This window comes from Bradyrhizobium vignae (genome assembly GCF_900324035.1).
GTDB lineage: Bacteria > Pseudomonadota > Alphaproteobacteria > Rhizobiales > Xanthobacteraceae > Bradyrhizobium > Bradyrhizobium vignae.
In genome coordinates, this window is record NZ_LS398110.1 from 728,237 (window position 1) to 745,372 (window position 17,136).

A 17,136-nucleotide genomic window follows, 5' to 3' on the forward strand; every position below is an offset into this window, starting at 1 on the left:
TTCTCTCTGTCAATGCAAAAGGGCGGCCGCAAGGCCGCCCTTTTCGTTTGTGGGCACGACCTCTCCACTCGTCATTGCGAGCGGAGCGAAGCAATCCAGAAATCCATCCGCGATTGCTTCGCCGCTACGCTCCTCGCAATGACGTGGGAGCACCTACGCCTTGAAATACGCGATCTGCGTCGTGGTCGCGAGCAGCCGTCCGTTCGGCGACCACAGCTCGCCGTTCTGGTCGCCATAGCTCCTGTGGAAGATCTTTGCGTCCGCCGTCGCGAGCACGCGCGTGATGTCTTCAGTCGCGAGTTCCTCGGCATCGGTGTGGAAATAGGTCGTCAGCGACACCGTGCCGAACGGCACCAGCTCGCGCCGGGCGTGGAAGATGCGGCCGAAGAAGGCGTCCGACATCGACATCAGCGACAGCATGTCGAGCTTGCGCGGGGTGCGGTCGCTGATCCAGATCTTCGAATAGGTGCTGGCGGGCTCGGCTTGCGGCGGGCCGATCCGCATCTCGCCCTCGACGAAGCGGAATTCGTACTGGTTGGCCCAGGACGCCGAGATCTTCGGGAATGGCAGGGTCTCCTCGAACGGCTTGGCGTCCGGGCATTTCGCCACCCTGTGCTCCCACGAAGGCCGGCGCTCGGCGAACACGGCGGTGGCGAGCGTTGCGACCTCGCCGCCGCCCTGGCTGAGCTCGACGCTCCAGTGCTGGCTGGATCGGTTGGCTTTGACCAGCCGCACGTCGAGATCGAACGGGCCCTTGGCGATCGGCGCGCAATAATTGACGGTGACGGCGAGCGGATCGCCGGCGCGTTCGGGATGGTCGATCAGTGCGCGCAAAATGGTCGCAGCCGTCGCGCCGCCGAACGGGCCGACAAAGGCCCAGTAATCGTCGCTGGTGTGTCCCTGCCAGCTCGAGCCACCCGCGGTGATGCGCGTGGCCTCGTCGAAGGGATGCGGGAGTCTGGCGTGCATTGTTTGTCCTCGGTGTCTCCCCGCCGTCATTGCGAGGAGCCCTCGCGACGAAGCGATCCAGGCTGTCGCCGCGGATGCATTTTCTGGATTGCTTTGCTGCGCTCGCAATGACGGTGTTCGAGGTTACGGCGTCGGTATCGCTGACGCCGCCCTGGGCGATGATGATAGTCATATCATCATCCCCTTCGCGGGATGCAATAACCCCGCAGGTAACGCTGGATTTCGCTCCGCGGAAAATCAGCCCGCGGCGTCGCGCAAATCCGGCAGCAGCGGCGTGGTCGGGTTGACCGGCACGTTCCAGATCTCCTCGGCATATTCGCGGATGGTGCGGTCCGAGGAGAACCAGGCCATGCGCGCGACGTTGAGGATGGAGGCGCGCGTCCAGGCCGGCGCGACCAGCCAGCGCGCATCGACCGCGCGCTGCGCCTCGTAATAGGAATCGAAATCGGCGCTGACCATGTAATGGTCGAGATAGCGCAGCGCGTGCGCGATGGATTCGAAGCGGCCGGGATCGCCGGGCGAGAATTCGCCGGCGCCGATCGCATTGATGGCGCGCTGCAGCTTCGGCGAATTGCGGATCACGTCGGAGGCATCCAGCCCCTGCTTGCGCCGGATCATCACGTCGCCGGCCTCCATGCCGAAGATCGCGATGTTCTCCGCGCCGACATGGTCGCGGATCTCGATGTTGGCGCCGTCGAGCGTGCCGATGGTGATGGCGCCGTTCAGCGCGAGCTTCATGTTGCCGGTGCCGGAAGCCTCCATGCCGGCGGTGGAGATCTGCTCGGACAAATCGGCCGCGGGAATGATCACTTCGGCGAGGCTGACATTGTAGTCCGGGAGGAACACGACCTTGAGCTTGCCGCCGATCGCGGGATCGTTGTTGACGATGTCGGCGACGTCGTTGATCAGCTTGATGATCAGCTTTGCGTAGCGGTAGCTTGCCGCCGCCTTGCCGGCGAAGATCTTCACCCGCGGCACCCAATTGCCGTTGGGGTCGTCCTTGATCGCCTGGTACAGCGCGACCGTCTCGACGACGTTGAGCAGCTGGCGCTTGTACTCATGGATGCGCTTGATCTGGACGTCGAACAGTGCGCTGGGATCGACCTTGATGCCGAGCCGCTCGCCGATCAGGCGGGCGAGCTGTGTCTTGTTGTGGTGCTTGACGCTGCGGAATTTCTGCTGGAACGCGACGTCACTGGCGCGCGCCTCGATCAGGCTGAGCTGGGTCGGATCGTCGAGCACGGCATCGCCGCAGGTCTCGCGCAACAGCTCGGTCAGCTTCGGGTTCGCCAGCATCAGCCAGCGCCGGAAGGTGATGCCGTTGGTCTTGTTGGTGATGCGGCCGGGATAGAGATGGTTGAGATCGTGGAACACGGTCTCGCGCATCAGGTCGGAATGCATCGCCGAGACGCCGTTGATGCGGTGCGAGCCGACGAAGGCGAGCTGGCCCATCCGCACGCGGCGGCCGCTCTTCTCGTCGATCAGCGAGACCGAGGCGCGGAAGTCGATGTCGCCGGGGCAGCGCGCCTCGGCGAGCGCCAGATGCTGCACGTTGATGCGGTAGATGATCTCGAGATGCCGCGGCAGCAGCTGCTCGAACAGCTCGACCGGCCAGGTCTCCAGTGCCTCCGGCAGCAGCGTGTGGTTGGTGTAGGAGAGCGTGGCGACCGTGATCTTCCAGGCCTCGTCCCAGCGGAAATTGTGGAGGTCGACGAGGATCCGCATCAGCTCGGTGACGGCAAGGCTCGGATGGGTGTCGTTGAGCTGCACCGCGACCTTGCCGGCGAGGCTGCGCAGCTGGCCGTCGGAGGCGAGATGCCGCTTCACCAGGTCCTGGAGCGAGGCGGAGACGAAGAAATATTCCTGGCGCAGCCGCAGCTCGCGGCCCGCCGGGCTCTCGTCGTTCGGGTAGAGGAATTTGCAGATCGCCTCCGCACGCGCCTGCTCGGCACTGGCGCTGACATAATCGCCCTTGTTGAAGGCATCGAGCTTGAGCGGATCGGGCGAGCGCGCCGACCACAGCCGCAGCGCGTTGACGTGCTGGCCGCGCCAGCCGACGATCGGCGTGTCGTAGGCGATCGCCTGCACCGTCTCGGCCGGGTGCCAGATCGCGCGGTCGCGGCCCTTGTCGTCGATGTGCTCGACGCCGCCGCCGAAATGGACGTGATAGATCACCTCGGGCCGCTGCAATTCCCAGGGGTTGCCGAAGCTCAGCCATTCGTCCGGATATTCCTGCTGCCAGCCTTGATTGATGATCTGGCGAAACAGGCCGTAATCGTAGCGGATGCCGTAGCCGATCGCGGGAATCGACAACGTCGCCATGCTCTCCATGAAGCAGGCGGCGAGCCGGCCGAGGCCGCCATTGCCGAGCGCCGCGTCCGGCTCGCATTTGCGCAGCTCCGGCAGCGACACGCCGAGATCGCCGAGCGCGACCTCGAAGATCTTCAGAAGGCCCATGTTGTTGAGCGCGTCGGTGAAGAGCCGGCCGATCAGGAATTCGAGCGAGAGATAATAGACGCGCTTGCGCCCCGCATCGTAGCTTTGCTTCTCGGCCGTGAGCCAGCGATGCACGATGCGGTCGCGCAGCGCGAGCGCCGCGGCCTGATACCAGTCGTGCCTGGTCGCCATCCCCGCGTCCTTGCCAACGGCAAGGCGCAGCTTTGCCAGGATCGCGCCCTTGATCTCAGCCAGCGCGAGTTCGTCGATGGGCTGCCCGGGGGGCGGAAAACTGGACTGGAACGATTGATCTTGCAAAGCCGTCACTTCCTAGGTCGAAAGAACTCTTACCAATCTACGCGTCCTGCCCTTGCACCGGAACTGTCGCCCGAGCGGTCGTGCACTGCGCTGGCGCAAATTTATGCAAGGAACGGGCCGAGTTGGGAACCCGGACGAGCACGGAGAAACCCGGGATTCGGTGCTACATTAGGGAAGATTCAGCCATCAGTGTGGAGACGCCCCATGAGACCGCTGACGCGACTGCTGATCGAACTCGCCACTGCGGCCCTGCTCGTCGTCTGCATCAGCGTCACCACCGCGGCGTTTGCCGATGGCAGATCCGCTCGCAGCGCCGACGGCCTCAGTTGCGGCTTTACGGTCCCGCAGAATGCGTCGCCCGCAGCCCGCTGCGCCGCGATCAAGCGCCAATGCGGCGGCAAGTTCTATGCAAATGCGTGCGGCGACAAGCTGATGTCCGCGGCCAGGTGAGCGCCCTGACGTCCAGCGAATTCAGGCCGCCTTGCTCTGCACCGCATCGCAAAATTCGGCGAGACGATCCGCAAGCCGAAGCGTTGCCGGGCTCGCATCCGGCGAAGCCATCAGCGCGACCTCGGTCTTGTTGATCGGTGCAAAGCCATCCTTTGCCGTCAGCACGCGGTGATCGGACTGGATCGCCATCTCCGACAGGATGCTCAATCCCATGCCGGCGGCGACCGCGGCCTGGATGCCGGCCAGACTCGATGACGTGTAGGCGGTGTGCCAGGCGCGGCCCGCGCTTTCCAGCGCATGGATGGCGCCGGCGCGATAGATGCAGCCGAGTGGAAAGCCGATCAGCGGCACCGACGACACGTTGACGTCGACCGGGTGGCTCTTGCTGGTGACCCAGTGCACCCGCTCGGGCCACACCGCGATCGCGTCCTTCGCGCCGGCCTCGCGCTTGTAGAGCGCAAGATCGAGCTCGCCGCGTTCGAGATCGCGGGCGAGATGCTTGCTCTGGTCGGCGCGCACGTCGAGCCGCAACCCCGGATGCGAGCGCGAGAACGCGCCCAGCAATTTGGCCAGCCGATAGGCCGCAAAATCCTCGGGAATGCCGAGCCGGATCGCGCCTTCGCCGCCGGGCTGACGCAGCACGTCGCGCGCCTCCTCGGCGAGCGAGAGCAGCCGTCGCGCATAGGAGAGCAGCCGCTCGCCGGCCTCGGTCGGGCGTACGTCCTTGCCGTCACGGTGCAGCAGCACCTGACCGACATCATCCTCCAGCCGCTTGATCTGCTGGCTCACGGTCGACTGCGTGCGGTGAACGCGCGCGCCGGCGCGGGTGAAGCCGCCCGCCTCGACCACCGAGACGAAGCTGCGCAGGAGCTCCAGATCGAGCATCGGCGCCTCCATTCGAAAATCCACTGGTATCGAGTTAATCATTTAATTTCCAAATGGCAAGCTGCCTCCCTAGATCGAGGGCCAGAAGAAAAACATCCGAGAATGCCCTCATGTCCCTCGCCACCTCGCTTCCCGCGCCCCGCAGCCGCTTCAATACGCTGCCGCTTGCCATCGGCCTGTTCTGTCTGCTCTGGAGTTATGCCTTCGTCGCCGGCAAGATCGGCGTCACCCATTGCCCGCCGTTGATCCTGCTCGCCGCGCGTTTCTCGCTCGCGGGCATCTTGATCCTGGGTGCGACGCTGATCCGCGGCGAGGCTTGGTCGCTGTCATGGCGCGATGCCGCCGTCTTCGCGGTGCTCGGCATCGCCAACAACGCGCTCTATCTCGGGCTCGGCTACACCGGGCTGCAATCGGTCTCCGCCGGCCTCGGCGGGCTGATCGTGTCGGCCAATCCGGTGTTCACGGCGGCGCTCGCCGCGCTTCTGCTCGGCGAAGGCATGACCTGGCGCAAGGCGAGCGGCCTCTTGCTCGGCGTCATCGGCGTGACGGCGATCGTCTGGCATCGCCTGTCGGTCGGCACCGATTCCCTGCATGGCATCGTCTTCACGCTGGCTTCGCTCGCCTCGATCGTTGCCGGCACCATCCTGTTCAAGCTGCTGGCGCCGAAGGGGTCGTTGTGGATCGGCAACGGCGTGCAGAACCTGGCTGCAGGCGTAGCGCTGACGCCGATCGCGCTCACCTTCGCCGATGTCGACGCGATCGACTATACGCCGAGCCTGATCGGCGCCTTCGCCTTCCTCGTGCTCGGCGGCTCAATTCTCGCTTACTGGCTCTGGTTTCATCTCTTGAAAGTGTGTGGCGCGACTGCCGCCAGCGCCTATCATTTCCTGATGCCGCCGCTCGGCATGCTGTTCGCCTTCCTGGTGCTCGGCGAACATATCGAGGCCCGCGACCTGCTCGGGATCATTCCGGTCGCGCTCGGCATTTACCTGGTGACGCGGCCGGCAAAGCCCGCCTCATGACAGGAGTTCATCATGCCCGTTTCCATCACCCTGATCGGCGGTCCTACCGCGCTGATCGAGATCGACGGCTTCCGCCTGCTCACCGACCCGACCTTCGACGCGCCCGGCGCGTACCAGCTGCCGCATGTGAAGCTGGAGAAGACGATCGGGCCTGCCGTGAGGCCTGACGCGATCGGCCCGGTCGATGCGGTGCTGCTCAGCCACGACCAGCACTCCGACAATCTCGACAATTCCGGCCGCGACTATCTGTTCAAGATCAAGCGCGTGCTGACGACCGAGGCGGGCGCAAAGCGCCTCGGCGGCCATGTCGAGGGCCTTGCGCCCTGGGCGACCGCGCGTCTGGAGGATGGCGACGGCAACACGCTGACCATCACCGCGACGCCCGCGCGTCACGGCCCCGCCGGCATCGAGCCGCTGTCGGGCGACGTCATCGGTTTCGTGGTGTCATCGAGCCGGAAGGACACGCGCCCGGTCTATATCAGCGGCGACACCACCTGGTTCGACGGCGTCGCCGAGGTCGCGCGCCGCTTCAAATGCGGCGTGGTGCTGCCCTTCGCGGGCGCGGCGCAAACGCGCGGGCCGTTCCATCTCACCATGGACACCAACGACACCATCGAGACCGCGCGCGCCTTTCCCGATGCGATGATCGTGCCGCTGCATACCGAAGGCTGGGCACATTTCCGCCAGAACGGCGAGGACCTGCGCAAGACCTTCGACGTGCTCGGCTTCGGACCCCGGCTGCGCCTGCTGGAGCCGGGCGTGCCGACCGTGGTCGAGGCGCCGTGATCGCGCCACCCGTCATTGCGAGGAGCCCTTGCGACGAAGCAATCCAGAGTCTTTCCGCGGCGGCAGTCTGGATTGCTTCGCTTCGCTCGCAATGACGGAGTGTGCGGCTAATCCTTCCTGAACACAATCGACGCCATCCAGCCCGTCATCAGCGCCATGGCCGCGGTAGCGAGGCCGTAGATCAGGCCGTTCTGCCGCGCCGTGGTCGCGACGAACTGCTCGAAGCCGACCTTGACGATCTCGAATGCGGTCTCGGTCTTGCCGATGAAGGCACCGTTCGCGAACAGCTTGATCTCGATCTCATAGGTGCCGATCGGCACCTCCGCCGGCAGTGGAATGCCGGTGCGGAACAGCGTCGGAGTCAGGAACGTCACTGCGCTCGCATCTTCGCGATAGAGCCCGCCCTGAGTGCGCAGGCGGATGAAGGCCGAGCGGAACGCATCGTTCGGCACGACGTCGGCGTAGTCGCCGCCGACCCGCTGCGTCAGCAGCACGTTGTTGAGCCCGATCTGCTGCCGCCGCGCGATCTCGGGCGAGGTGATGGCGTCGAAGGGGCGGTTGGCGAACAGCGCGAGATAGCTCGGCACCTGCAGGAACTGGCGGTAATCGGTGTTGATCCAGATGCCGAAGGTGCGCTCCTTGCGCCGCGTCACCATGTCGGCGCGCGGGCCCATCACGGTGACCACGAGATCGTAAGCCGTGCGGTCGGCCGGCGTCGTCGCATCCCTCTCGACCGAGCCGAACAGCACCAGCTCCTCGCCGGAATAGTTCGGCGTCACCGTGACGCGGTGGTTGGAGACCGAGACGATCAGCCGCTCGGCCCGCGCGGCGCCGCCGAGCAGCAGGACGAGAACGATGGCGAGAAGCGCGCGCATCATCCGTTCACTCCAAGCTCGCGAATGGTGAAGAGATCCGAGGGCTGGATCACCAGCTCGATCGCGAAGCGGACGCCGACCGAGAGGATCAAGAGGCCGAGCAGCAGCCGCAGCTGCTCGCCGCGGATCTTCTGGCCGGCGCGTGCGCCGAACTGCGCCCCGGTGACGCCGCCGACCATCAGGATCAGCGCCAGCACGGCGTCGACGAGGTGATTGGTCACGGCGTGCAGCAGGGTCGCGAACAGCATCGTCACCAGCGTGAGCACCATCGAGGTCCCGATCACCGTCGAGGTCGGTACCCTCAGCAGATAGATCATGATCGGCACCAGGATGAAGCCGCCGCCGATGCCCATGATGGCGCCGATGAAGCCGATCATGATGCCGACGACCACGACTGGGATCACGGACAGATAGATCTTCGAGCGCTTGAACCGCATCTTCAGCGGCAGGCCGTGGATCCAGTTGTGCGTGCGGCGCGGCGGCAGCGCGCCGCGCCGGGTCCGCATCAATGCGCGCAGGCCCTCGGAGAACATCAGGCTGCCGACGGTGCTGAGCAGCACGACGTAGGAGAGCGCGATCATCAGATCGAGCTGGCCGAGCGCGCGCAGCTGCGTGAAGGTCCACACGCCGAGCGCCGTCCCGGTCACGCCACCGCATAACAGTACACTCGCCAGCGCCGGATCGATCGCGCGCCGCCGCCAGTAAGAGAGCGCTCCGGAAAAAGAGGAGGCCGCGATGTGGCTCGCCACGGAAGCGACCGCCACCGCCGGCGTGATGCCGATGAAGATCAGCAGCGGCGTCATCAGAAAGCCGCCGCCGATGCCGAACATGCCGGAGACGAAGCCGACGGCCGCGCCCATCGCCAGCACGAGGAAGACGTTGACTGGGAGATCGGCGATCGGGAGGTAAAGCTGCATTGAGGGACCACGCTCCGGCGAGACGGATCGATTATCGCGGAATGCTCGCCGGACGGTCGGAACGATTGCCGCGCCCCTCAATAGCGGAATTTGGCGGCAGGCGGATCAGGAATTTTTGGCATGGGGAATCGCCGCGACCAGTTGGGGGGACGATGCCAGCCAGGCGCTCAGTCCACCTCTCCCCGTCGGAGAGAGGTGAACCGAGACCGTCGACGAGCAGTAAGTTCTAAAGCATGATCCGGAAAAGTGTGCAGCGGTTTTCCGAAACGATCATGCTCAAACAATAACCTGAAGCGCGATGGTGATTCATCTTGATCCCATCGCGCTTTAATGCGCCGCTGACGCCGAGCGCTTGGCGGCGACCGGCTTCGGCGCTGGCTTTGCGCTTGCCTGCGGCGCGCTATCCCAGCCGCCGTTCGGGGTCGCAACGTTGACGGCGTCGTCGGGTTGCGGCTCGGCGCTGAAGGTCTGGATCGCGAGCTTGGCAGCGGCGAGCGATTGCGGGTCGAGGCGCTTCGCCACATCGTCGCGCTTGCTGGCCGCATCGGCATCGCCCTGCGCGGCGGCCAGGCTGAACCATTTGTAGGATTCGGCGAGGTTCTGCTCGACGCCGATGCCGCGGGCATAGAGGATGCCGAGGTTGAACTGGCTGTCGGCGACGCCGCGATCGGCAGCCTTTCGGAACCACTGCGCCGCGCTCTTGTAGTTGGCGCCGCGGCCGCCGCCATCGGCATCGAGCACCGCGAGATTGTGCATCGCCTTGGCGTTGCCGCGCTCGGCGGCTTGAGTGTAATAGCGGCGCGCGATGTCGGCGTCCTTCTTCACCCCTAGGCCCTTTTCGTACAGGGTGCCGAGGCGGAAGGTCGCAGGGACGACGCCGGCCTGCGCCGCGCGGTCGTACCACTTCGCCGCTTCGTCATAATTCGTGGCGATGCCCTTGCCTTCCGCAAAGCGCACGCCGATCTCGTAGGCCGCGGTCGCATCGCCCTTCATCGCAGCGGTGCGCAGGGCCGGACCGCCGATGCCATCAGGGAGCTTCTCGCTCGGCGGCACCTGGACGAGGCCGAGCTTGGCGCGGCTGGTGCCCGACAGCGCGCCGGTGACGTCGCTGCTGGAAGCAGGCGGCGGCACGGTCGCGGCGGGCGCCTGCGGGATTTCGACCGAGGCGGTGCTGCCGGAATTGGGCGTGGGAGGCGGCGCAGTATTGTTCTGCGATTGCCGTCCGATCGGCGTCGGCGAGGTCATCGACGGCGTGACCTGCTCGGGCACGGCCGGCTTGGTCTCGACCGGCGATGGCGCGGCCTGCGGTGCCGGCTCGTTCGGAATATTCTGCATCGCCGGCGGTGCGCTGCCGCCATCGAGCAGGTTCATCGCCATCTTGAAGGTGCCGAGCACGATCACGACCACGCTCGCGCCGACCAGCAGCGAGCGGATCTTCGAGGTGATGGTCGAGCCACCTTCCTGGCCCTTGTCCTTGCCGCGGCTCGCCGCCGTCTTGGCGGCGCGGCCGGCTTTCTCGGGTGGCTGCGCGGCGGCAGCTTGCGCGGCGCGGCGTGCGGCTGCGATGAAGCTCGACGACGACACCGGCTCCTTCGGAGCCGCGGGAATTTCGCTGATCGCACTCTCTGAGGCGGCGATGCGCTCCGAGGGCGTGGCGACGCGCCCGCCCGGCCGCGTGCCCGGCTCGAGCGGATGATCCGGCGGCAGTTCTGGCACGATCGCAGCGCGCGCCGGCGCCGTATGCGGCTCCAGGATTTCGCTGATCGCGCGCGGCGGAATGGGCGGTGCCGCTGGCACCGGCGGTGGGGCGGCCGGACTGGCAGCGTGGAATTCGCGCGGCGCGGCGACGAAGGCGGCCGGTGCAGCCTGCGCGGCAGCGGGATTGGGCAGCTCAGGCTTCGGATCGTATTTCGGCGGCTGCGGCTGCGGCCGCGGCTCGCGCGCCATCGGCGCCGGCTCGATCGGTGCCGCCATCGGCATCGGCTGCGGGGCGGGGGCCGGCGGCGCGGTGCGCACCGCGCGCAGATCGCCTTCGATCATGGAGAGGCGATCGACGATGTGGCCGAGCGCACTGTGGACGGCCTCGAGCGAGTCCTGGGTGTGCCGGTTGGTCTCGGCCTGGCTGAAACGGATGTCGGAGAGCTCGCGCTTGACGAGATCGACCATGCCGGAATCGGGCGGCGGGGCGGAGTTGCGACTCTCGGCCAGCGCGGCATAGGTCGCCTGCTGCCGCTCCAGGTGCCTGAGGATGTCGTGCAGCCCGTCCTCGACGCGGCTCAAATTGTTGTTGCGCGGATCGGAGGCGGCTTCGATCCGCTCCAGCAGATAGGAGACGCGCTGTTCGAGATGGGCGAAGGTCGAGGCCGAGTCGTTGCCGACCTGCATGCGGTCGAAACGGTCCGACAGCGCGCGGATCGCGGCTTCGAGATGCTCGGTGCTCTCGGATGGCTGGGGCCGCTCGCGGGTTTCGAGCGCGGCGGTGAGCGCCGCAATGCGCTGCTCCAGCACCGCGAAGCTGTCGCCGTGGCCGGACGCGCGGGTGATCTGGTCGACCTTGGACGACAGCAGCTGCACGTCTTCGGACAGACGCGCGAGCGCCTCGTTGGACGCGACGTTGGAAACGATGGCGCGCAGCGCGGAGATCGCGCCTTCGAGCTGCTGCACGGTCGAGGGGTCGTCATTGGCGCGCAGGATCAGGTCGAGCTTGGCGCCGAGATTGCGGATCGCCTCGTCGTAGCCGGTGAGCTGCTCGGCCGGGGTCAGCGTGCGCAGCACCTGCTTGATGTCGGACAATGCGCGCTCGATGCCCGCGAGGATCTGGCCGTCGGTGCCGTTGGAGCGGGTCTCGTCGATACGACGGTGCAGCGAGCGGATCTCGTTCTCGATCGATTCGATCGCGCGCCGCGGCATCGCCTCGGTGATGGCGGCACGGATTTCGGCAAGCTCGCTGCGGAAAGCGGCGATCGCCTGCTCGGTAGTGTCGGGACGCTGGAGCGACTCGATCTGGCTGGTGATCTTGAGCAGATGGCGTTCGAGCGAGGAGAAATCCGGCCCCGGCTGCGGGGGCGGCGGCGCGTAGGCAGGTGCGGGCGGCGCCATCGGAGGCGCGTAAGGAGCCGCAGGCGCAAGCGACGGGGCGGCACGCGGCGGCATCTGCCTGGGCGTAAAGCCGTCGAGCTCGCTCTGGCGCGCCGTGATCTCGGCGACCGCGACGTCGAACGACGCCGGGCTCAGGGGTGGTGAGCTGCGATAGACCTGCGCGGCCGCGCGCTCGACCGCATCGGCCTGGCGCTGGCGCGTGTCGGCCGGGGCGGGGCGTGGCGCCTGCTGCGGCTGCCGCTGCGGACGGGAGATTTGCGACAGGCGCGCATCGAGCCGCGAGATCGCATCATTGAGCTGGCGCGCGACGCCCTGCTCGCGCGAGACGTCTCGTTCACGAGAAGAGTCTTGGCGCGGGGCGGGCTTTGAAATCCGTTCGATCTGCTGGGTGATCGCGTCGAGCCGCTGGTGGATGTCGGCGACTTCGCGGCTCTCCTGACTCGGCATGTGGTGCGGACGCTGGTCGTAGGGTCCGCGAAAGTTCGGCGGGGTCGTCTCGCCGAGCGTGGAGTTCAGCCAGTCGTTGAGTGACATGCCGGCTCTGCGCGCAGCAGCTTCGGCCCGCTCCCTGACGGAGGGATCGATGCCGTCAACACTCCACGATACGCGCGAATTCATGACTCTGTCCGGTTCCGACTCCGGCGCCCCACCCGGCGCCTTCAGCTTCCCCACGCGTGCCGGTTGCAAAGACAATCGAATTTGGCGCGGGTCGTCTGCCTCGAAAACCGACTTTTTCCTGTTACGGTAAATAACGAGTTAAGGAATGCGGCGCGGCTGTCTTAAAGTTGGGCGGGGGGAACTCGGGCACCCGAGCGGCGCCACTGCATCCAGGTGGCCTGCTGCCGCAGAAGGCGGGCGATCCAGTACGCCGCGGCGGCTCGATTCCAGCCGCGCCGCCCCGGAGTACGGGATGCCCCGCTTTCGCGGGGCATGACACCGGTGGGTGTGGTGACAGTCTCCTGTCGCGTCGGGCTCAGCCCTTCCCCTCGCGCTTGCCATCCTCGATCGGCACCACCGCGGCCTTGCCGCTCATCGTCGACAGCGCCGACAGAGCCTCTTCGCAGAAATCCGCCACCATCTGCTCGTGACGGGCCCCTAAGCGGAGCAGGAGCAGGTTGCCGAGATCGAGCCGGCCTTCCGCCGTGCCGTCCGGAAAACGCTTCTTCAGGATGCGCTCGTAATTGGCATGGCGGTCGCGATGGTGCTCCAGGCGGGCCATCAGGTCAGTGCGCATCGGTTCGATATCGACGCTGTCGAGCGCATGAAGCCGGACCAGGAGGTCGTCCTTGATAGAAGGCGGCGTGCTTGGCCGCGCGGCCCAGTGCCGCAGCGCTGTTCGGCCCTCGGGAGTGAGCGTATAGATCAGTTTGTTGGGCTTGCCTGTCTGCACGACCTCGCGGCCCTGGATGTAGCCGCGGTCGCGCAGCTTGGAGAGCTCGCGGTAGATTTGCTGGTGGTCGGCCTTCCAGAAGAAGCCGATCGAGGAATCGAAGGTCTTGGCGAGCTCGTAGCCCGTCATCGGACGTTCCGTCAGGCATGCGAGGATTGCGTCGCCCAGCGCCATCACCGGCCTCCTGTTCTTGATCTCCGACCAATATGCTTGACTTTATGCGCATCGGCGCATATGCGTCAATGTGCATATGAGGCAGCGTGCAGGCGGGCCAAAATCCCGGCTGAAAAATCCAGCGGAATCAACCTTCTGGCTACTGTGCATGGGGTTGTTTTCGTAACTTTTGCCCTTGGCCTAGGGAGGCACCTGAGAATGACCGGCCTCGATTCCTGGTACGCCTACATGAAGTCTCATGACCGCGCCGCGCTCTGGGACCTCCTGCATCCCGACGCTGTGTTCGAAAGCCCCGTCGTGCACACACCGCAGCGCGGCCGCGAAATCACCTTCAAATACCTCTCCAGCGCCGAGAAGGTGCTCGGTGGCCCCGGCTTCACCTATGTCGGCGAGTGGACGAACGAGCGCGGCGCCGTGCTCGAATTCAAGACCATGATCGACGGCATCGAGATCAACGGCGTCGACATCATCAGCTTCGATGCCGAGGGACGCATCACCCATTTCAAGGTGATGGTCCGGCCGCTCAAGGCCATCAACATGCTGCACCGCCTGATGGCGGAGCAGCTTGCCGCCGCCCAATCATAAGCCCAACATCATCCCTTCAGGGCCCATGCCGGGAGACCATCATGCCGATCTATAAAGCCCCTGTCGAAGACGTGAACTTCCTGCTCAACGACGTCTTCCAGATCGACCGCTACGACAATCTGCCGGGCTTCTCCGATGCGTCGAGCGACGTGCGCGAGGCGATCCTGGGCGAAGCCGCCAAGCTCGCCGAAGAAGTGCTGCAGCCGCTCAATCGCGTGGGCGATCTCGAAGGCTGCAAGCGGGCCGACGACGGCAGTGTCACCACGCCGAAGGGGTTCAAGGACGCCTTCAAGCAAGTGGCCGAAGGCGGCTGGCTCGGCCTGTCGGCGCCGACCGAGTTCGGGGGCCAGGGTCTGCCGGTGACGCTCTCGCAAGCCGTCAACGAATTCCAGATCTCCGCCAACATGGCGTTCTCGATGTATGGCGGCCTCACCATGGGCGCGACCGCGGCGCTGCTCGTCCATGGAAGCCCTGAGCAGAAGAAGACTTACGTGCCGAAGATGGTGGCGGGCCAATGGACCGGCACCATGAACCTCACTGAGCCGCATTGCGGCACCGATCTCGGCATGCTCCGCACCAAGGCCGTGCGCCAGGCCGACGGCAGCTTCAAGATCACGGGCACCAAGATCTTCATCTCGGCCGGCGAGCACGATCTCGCCGAAAACATCATCCATCTCGTGCTCGCCCGCATCGAGGGCGCGCCCGCCGGCATCAAGGGCGTGTCGCTGTTCGTGGTGCCGAAATTCCTCGTGAATGCCGATGGTTCGGTCGGGGCACGGAACGGCGTCGTCTGCGGCTCGATCGAGCACAAGATGGGCATCCACGGTAATTCGACGTGTGTGATGAACTACGACAACGCCACCGGCTGGCTGATCGGCGAAGAGAACAAGGGCATGCAAGGCATGTTCGTGATGATGAACGAAGCCAGGCTCGGCGTCGCCGTGCAGGGCCTCGCACAGTCGGAGGTCGCCTATCAGAACGCGGTCGCCTATGCCCGCGAGCGCATCCAAGGCCGTTCCCTCACCGGTGCCAAGGCACCTGACAAGCCGGCCGATCCGATCATCGTGCATCCCGACGTGCGCCGCACGCTGCTCTCGATCCGTGCCTTCAACGAAGCCGCGCGCGCATTCGTGATCTGGACCGCACTGAAGAGCGACGTCGCCCATCGTTCCGAAGACCCCAGGGATCGCCAGGCCGCCGACGACCACATGGGCCTGATGACGCCGGTGCTGAAGGGTTTCCTCACCGATTACGGCTTCGCCAACGCGGTGCAGGCGCAGCAGATGTATGGCGGCCACGGTTACATCGCCGAGCAGGGCATGGAGCAGTTCGTGCGCGATGCCCGTATTGCGATGATCTATGAAGGCGCCAACGGCATCCAGGCGCTCGACCTGGTCGGCCGCAAGCTGCCGCGCGACGGTGGCCGTGCCATCATGGCGTTCTTCGGCGAGGTCATGGCTTTCGCCAAGGAGAACGGCGGCGACGAGGCGATGAAGCCTTTCATCACCCCGCTCTCGACTTCGCTCGGCCATCTCCAGCAAGCCACCACCTGGCTGATGCAAAACGCGATGGCGAAGCCGGACAATGCGGGAGCAGCCGCGACCGACTACCTGCACCTCTTCGGCTTCGTCGCGCTCGGCTACATGTGGGCGAAGATGGCCAAGGTGACGCAGGCGAAGATTGCCGAGTCGGGCGCCACGCCCTATCTCTCGACCAAGCTCGTCACCGGCCGCTTCTTCATGGAGCGGATGCTGCCGGAGACCGCGGCCAATCTCGCGCGCATCCAGGCCGGCTGCGCCACCATCATGGAATTGCCGGCGGAAGCGTTCTGAAGCCTGCTTCCGCCGGCGTTTCCCAACAGCTTTCGAACATCACATCAGGAGGGCGTCATGCCTGAGGCATTCATCTACGATCACGTCCGCACCCCGCGCGGCCGCGGCAAGCCGGATGGCGCGCTGCACGAAGTCACGGCGCTCGCACTCGCCACGGTGCCGCTGAAGGCACTGAAGGACCGCAACAACCTGCCCGAGGACTCCGTCGACGACGTCGTGCTCGGCGTGGTCGATCCGGTCGGCGAAGCCGGCTCCGACATCGCGCGCTTCGCCGCGCTGAAGGCGGGCCTCGGCGAAGCCGTGCCGGGCGTGCAGATCAGCCGCTTCTGCGCCTCCGGCCTCGATGCCGTGAACTTCGCCGCCGCGCAGATCATGAGCGGCCAACACGATCTGGTGATCGGCGGCGGCGCCGAATCCATGAGCCGCGTCGGCATCGGCGCCTCCGGCGGCGCCTGGCCGATGGACCCCTCGATCGCAGTGCCGGCTTATTTCATGCCGCAGGGCGTCTCGGCCGATCTGATCGCCACCAAGTATGGCTTCTCCCGCGACGACGTCGATGCCTACGCCGTGCAGAGCCAGCAACGCGCCGGCAAGGCCTGGGACGAGGGCCGCTTCGACAAGTCGGTCGTGCCGGTGAAGGACATCAACGGCCTCACCATTCTCGCCAAGGACGAGCATATGCGCCCCAACACGACGATGCAGTCGCTGGCGCAGCTGCAGCCCTCGTTCACGATGATGGCGCAGATGGGCGGCTTCGACGGCGTCGCGGTGCAGTCGCACCCCGAGATCGAGCGCGTCAACTACGTGCACCACGCCGGCAATTCGTCGGGTATCGTCGACGGCGCCGGCGCGGTGCTGCTCGGCAGCAAAGAGGCAGGCGCGAAATACGGCATGAAGCCACGTGCGAAGATCCGCGCCTTCGCCAACATTGGCTCCGAGCCGGCGATGATGCTGACGGGTCCGGTCGACGTCACCGAAAAGCTCTTTGCGCGCTCCGGCATGAAGAAGTCGGACATCGACCTGTTCGAGCTCAACGAGGCCTTCGCCTCCGTCGTGCTGCGCTACATCCAGGCCTTCGACATCGATAACGCCAAGATCAACGTCAACGGCGGCGCGATCGCGCTCGGCCATCCGTTAGGGGCGACCGGTGCGATGATTCTCGGCACCGTGCTCGACGAGCTCGAGCGCACCAACAAGTCCACCGCCCTTGTGACGCTGTGCATCGGTGGCGGCATGGGCACCGCGACCATCATCGAGCGCGTGTAACGAGCTGCCGCAGGGTGGGCAAAGCGAAGCGTGCCCACCACTGCTGCCTTTCGCGAATGAGGGTGGGCACGGCGCAAGAGCGCCTTTGCCCACCCGACGAGATCTCAAGTCAACCGCCGCGCCTGAGATCGG

The 17,136-nt window shown here is 65.9% G+C and carries 13 protein-coding genes; 6 read left to right on the plus strand and 7 right to left on the minus strand.

All coding sequences use genetic code 11. From position 1 onward, the window contains the following. Positions 1–153: 153 nt before the first annotated feature. Both BRAD3257_RS03480 and BRAD3257_RS03490 read right to left on the minus strand, forming a co-directional pair. A complete protein-coding gene (locus BRAD3257_RS03480) occupies positions 154–969 on the minus strand; it encodes an acyl-CoA thioesterase (protein ID WP_122400674.1) in 816 nt (271 codons plus the stop codon). Positions 970–1,206: 237 nt separating this feature from the next. Continuing rightward, positions 1,207–3,723 carry a glycogen/starch/alpha-glucan phosphorylase gene (locus BRAD3257_RS03490; RefSeq protein ID WP_162500092.1) on the minus strand — a complete coding sequence of 839 codons (2,517 nt, stop codon included), beginning with the start codon at positions 3,721–3,723 and terminating at the stop codon, positions 1,207–1,209. A 204-nt stretch (positions 3,724–3,927) separates the two neighbouring features. Here BRAD3257_RS03490 and BRAD3257_RS03495 point away from each other — a divergent pair, with 204 nt between their 5' ends. Next, positions 3,928–4,173, plus strand: coding sequence for a hypothetical protein (locus BRAD3257_RS03495; protein WP_122400677.1), 246 nt, complete (start codon positions 3,928–3,930; stop codon positions 4,171–4,173). A gap of 21 nt (positions 4,174–4,194) precedes the next feature. Here BRAD3257_RS03495 and BRAD3257_RS03500 read toward each other — a convergent pair whose 3' ends face one another. After that, a complete protein-coding gene (locus tag BRAD3257_RS03500; RefSeq protein ID WP_162500538.1) occupies positions 4,195–5,058 on the minus strand; it encodes a LysR family transcriptional regulator in 864 nt (287 codons plus the stop codon). 110 nt (positions 5,059–5,168) lie between these two features. Here BRAD3257_RS03500 and BRAD3257_RS03505 point away from each other — a divergent pair, with 110 nt between their 5' ends. Both BRAD3257_RS03505 and BRAD3257_RS03510 read left to right on the plus strand, forming a co-directional pair. Then, the gene (locus tag BRAD3257_RS03505; protein ID WP_122400679.1) at positions 5,169–6,080 is read left to right on the plus strand and encodes a DMT family transporter; all 912 of its coding nucleotides are present in this window, start codon (positions 5,169–5,171) and stop codon (positions 6,078–6,080) included. A gap of 12 nt (positions 6,081–6,092) precedes the next feature. Continuing rightward, on the plus strand, positions 6,093–6,866 hold the full coding sequence (locus BRAD3257_RS03510; protein WP_122400680.1) for an MBL fold metallo-hydrolase: 774 nt from the start codon (positions 6,093–6,095) through the stop codon (positions 6,864–6,866). A 107-nt stretch (positions 6,867–6,973) separates the two neighbouring features. On the opposite strand, the gene BRAD3257_RS03515 is transcribed toward BRAD3257_RS03510, so the two are convergent. The 4 genes from BRAD3257_RS03515 to BRAD3257_RS03530 form a co-directional block, all read right to left on the minus strand. Further along, a complete protein-coding gene (locus tag BRAD3257_RS03515; protein ID WP_122400681.1) occupies positions 6,974–7,744 on the minus strand; it encodes a TIGR02186 family protein in 771 nt (256 codons plus the stop codon). After that, entirely contained in the window at positions 7,741–8,658 is a 918-nt protein-coding gene (locus BRAD3257_RS03520) for a sulfite exporter TauE/SafE family protein (RefSeq protein WP_122400682.1), read from the minus strand. The genes BRAD3257_RS03515 and BRAD3257_RS03520 overlap by 4 nt, the downstream gene beginning before the upstream one ends. A 327-nt stretch (positions 8,659–8,985) precedes the next feature. Continuing rightward, a complete protein-coding gene (locus BRAD3257_RS03525) occupies positions 8,986–12,375 on the minus strand; it encodes a tetratricopeptide repeat protein (RefSeq protein WP_162500093.1) in 3,390 nt (1,129 codons plus the stop codon). 355 nt (positions 12,376–12,730) lie between these two features. Next, positions 12,731–13,321, minus strand: coding sequence for a PadR family transcriptional regulator (locus BRAD3257_RS03530; RefSeq protein ID WP_122400684.1), 591 nt, complete (start codon positions 13,319–13,321; stop codon positions 12,731–12,733). A 198-nt stretch (positions 13,322–13,519) separates the two neighbouring features. Between BRAD3257_RS03530 and BRAD3257_RS03535 the strand changes: the two genes are divergently transcribed. The 3 genes from BRAD3257_RS03535 to BRAD3257_RS03545 are packed head-to-tail and all read left to right on the plus strand — an operon-like array spanning position 13,520 to position 17,004. Further along, positions 13,520–13,906 carry a nuclear transport factor 2 family protein gene (locus BRAD3257_RS03535; RefSeq protein ID WP_122400685.1) on the plus strand — a complete coding sequence of 129 codons (387 nt, stop codon included), beginning with the start codon at positions 13,520–13,522 and terminating at the stop codon, positions 13,904–13,906. Positions 13,907–13,947: 41 nt separating this feature from the next. Continuing rightward, positions 13,948–15,738, plus strand: coding sequence for an acyl-CoA dehydrogenase C-terminal domain-containing protein (locus tag BRAD3257_RS03540; protein ID WP_122400686.1), 1,791 nt, complete (start codon positions 13,948–13,950; stop codon positions 15,736–15,738). A gap of 57 nt (positions 15,739–15,795) precedes the next feature. Next, positions 15,796–17,004 carry an acetyl-CoA C-acetyltransferase gene (locus BRAD3257_RS03545; protein ID WP_122400687.1) on the plus strand — a complete coding sequence of 403 codons (1,209 nt, stop codon included), beginning with the start codon at positions 15,796–15,798 and terminating at the stop codon, positions 17,002–17,004. The last annotated feature ends 132 nt before the right edge of the window (positions 17,005–17,136 follow it).

Bases quoted from the DNA above. Each gene is read 5' to 3' on its own strand.
- BRAD3257_RS03530 (WP_122400684.1), bottom strand. From the start codon at position 13,321: ATGGCGCTGGGCGACGCAATCCTCGCATGCCTGACGGAACGTCCGATG.
- BRAD3257_RS03540 (WP_122400686.1), top strand. From the start codon at position 13,948: ATGCCGATCTATAAAGCCCCTGTCGAAGACGTGAACTTCCTGCTCAAC.
- BRAD3257_RS03510 (WP_122400680.1), top strand. From the start codon at position 6,093: ATGCCCGTTTCCATCACCCTGATCGGCGGTCCTACCGCGCTGATCGAG.
- BRAD3257_RS03525 (WP_162500093.1), bottom strand. From the start codon at position 12,375: ATGAATTCGCGCGTATCGTGGAGTGTTGACGGCATCGATCCCTCCGTC.
- BRAD3257_RS03545 (WP_122400687.1), top strand. From the start codon at position 15,796: ATGCCTGAGGCATTCATCTACGATCACGTCCGCACCCCGCGCGGCCGC.
- BRAD3257_RS03520 (WP_122400682.1), bottom strand. From the start codon at position 8,658: ATGCAGCTTTACCTCCCGATCGCCGATCTCCCAGTCAACGTCTTCCTC.
- BRAD3257_RS03515 (WP_122400681.1), bottom strand. From the start codon at position 7,744: ATGATGCGCGCGCTTCTCGCCATCGTTCTCGTCCTGCTGCTCGGCGGC.
- BRAD3257_RS03505 (WP_122400679.1), top strand. From the start codon at position 5,169: ATGTCCCTCGCCACCTCGCTTCCCGCGCCCCGCAGCCGCTTCAATACG.
- BRAD3257_RS03535 (WP_122400685.1), top strand. From the start codon at position 13,520: ATGACCGGCCTCGATTCCTGGTACGCCTACATGAAGTCTCATGACCGC.
- BRAD3257_RS03480 (WP_122400674.1), bottom strand. From the start codon at position 969: ATGCACGCCAGACTCCCGCATCCCTTCGACGAGGCCACGCGCATCACC.
- BRAD3257_RS03495 (WP_122400677.1), top strand. From the start codon at position 3,928: ATGAGACCGCTGACGCGACTGCTGATCGAACTCGCCACTGCGGCCCTG.
- BRAD3257_RS03500 (WP_162500538.1), bottom strand. From the start codon at position 5,058: ATGCTCGATCTGGAGCTCCTGCGCAGCTTCGTCTCGGTGGTCGAGGCG.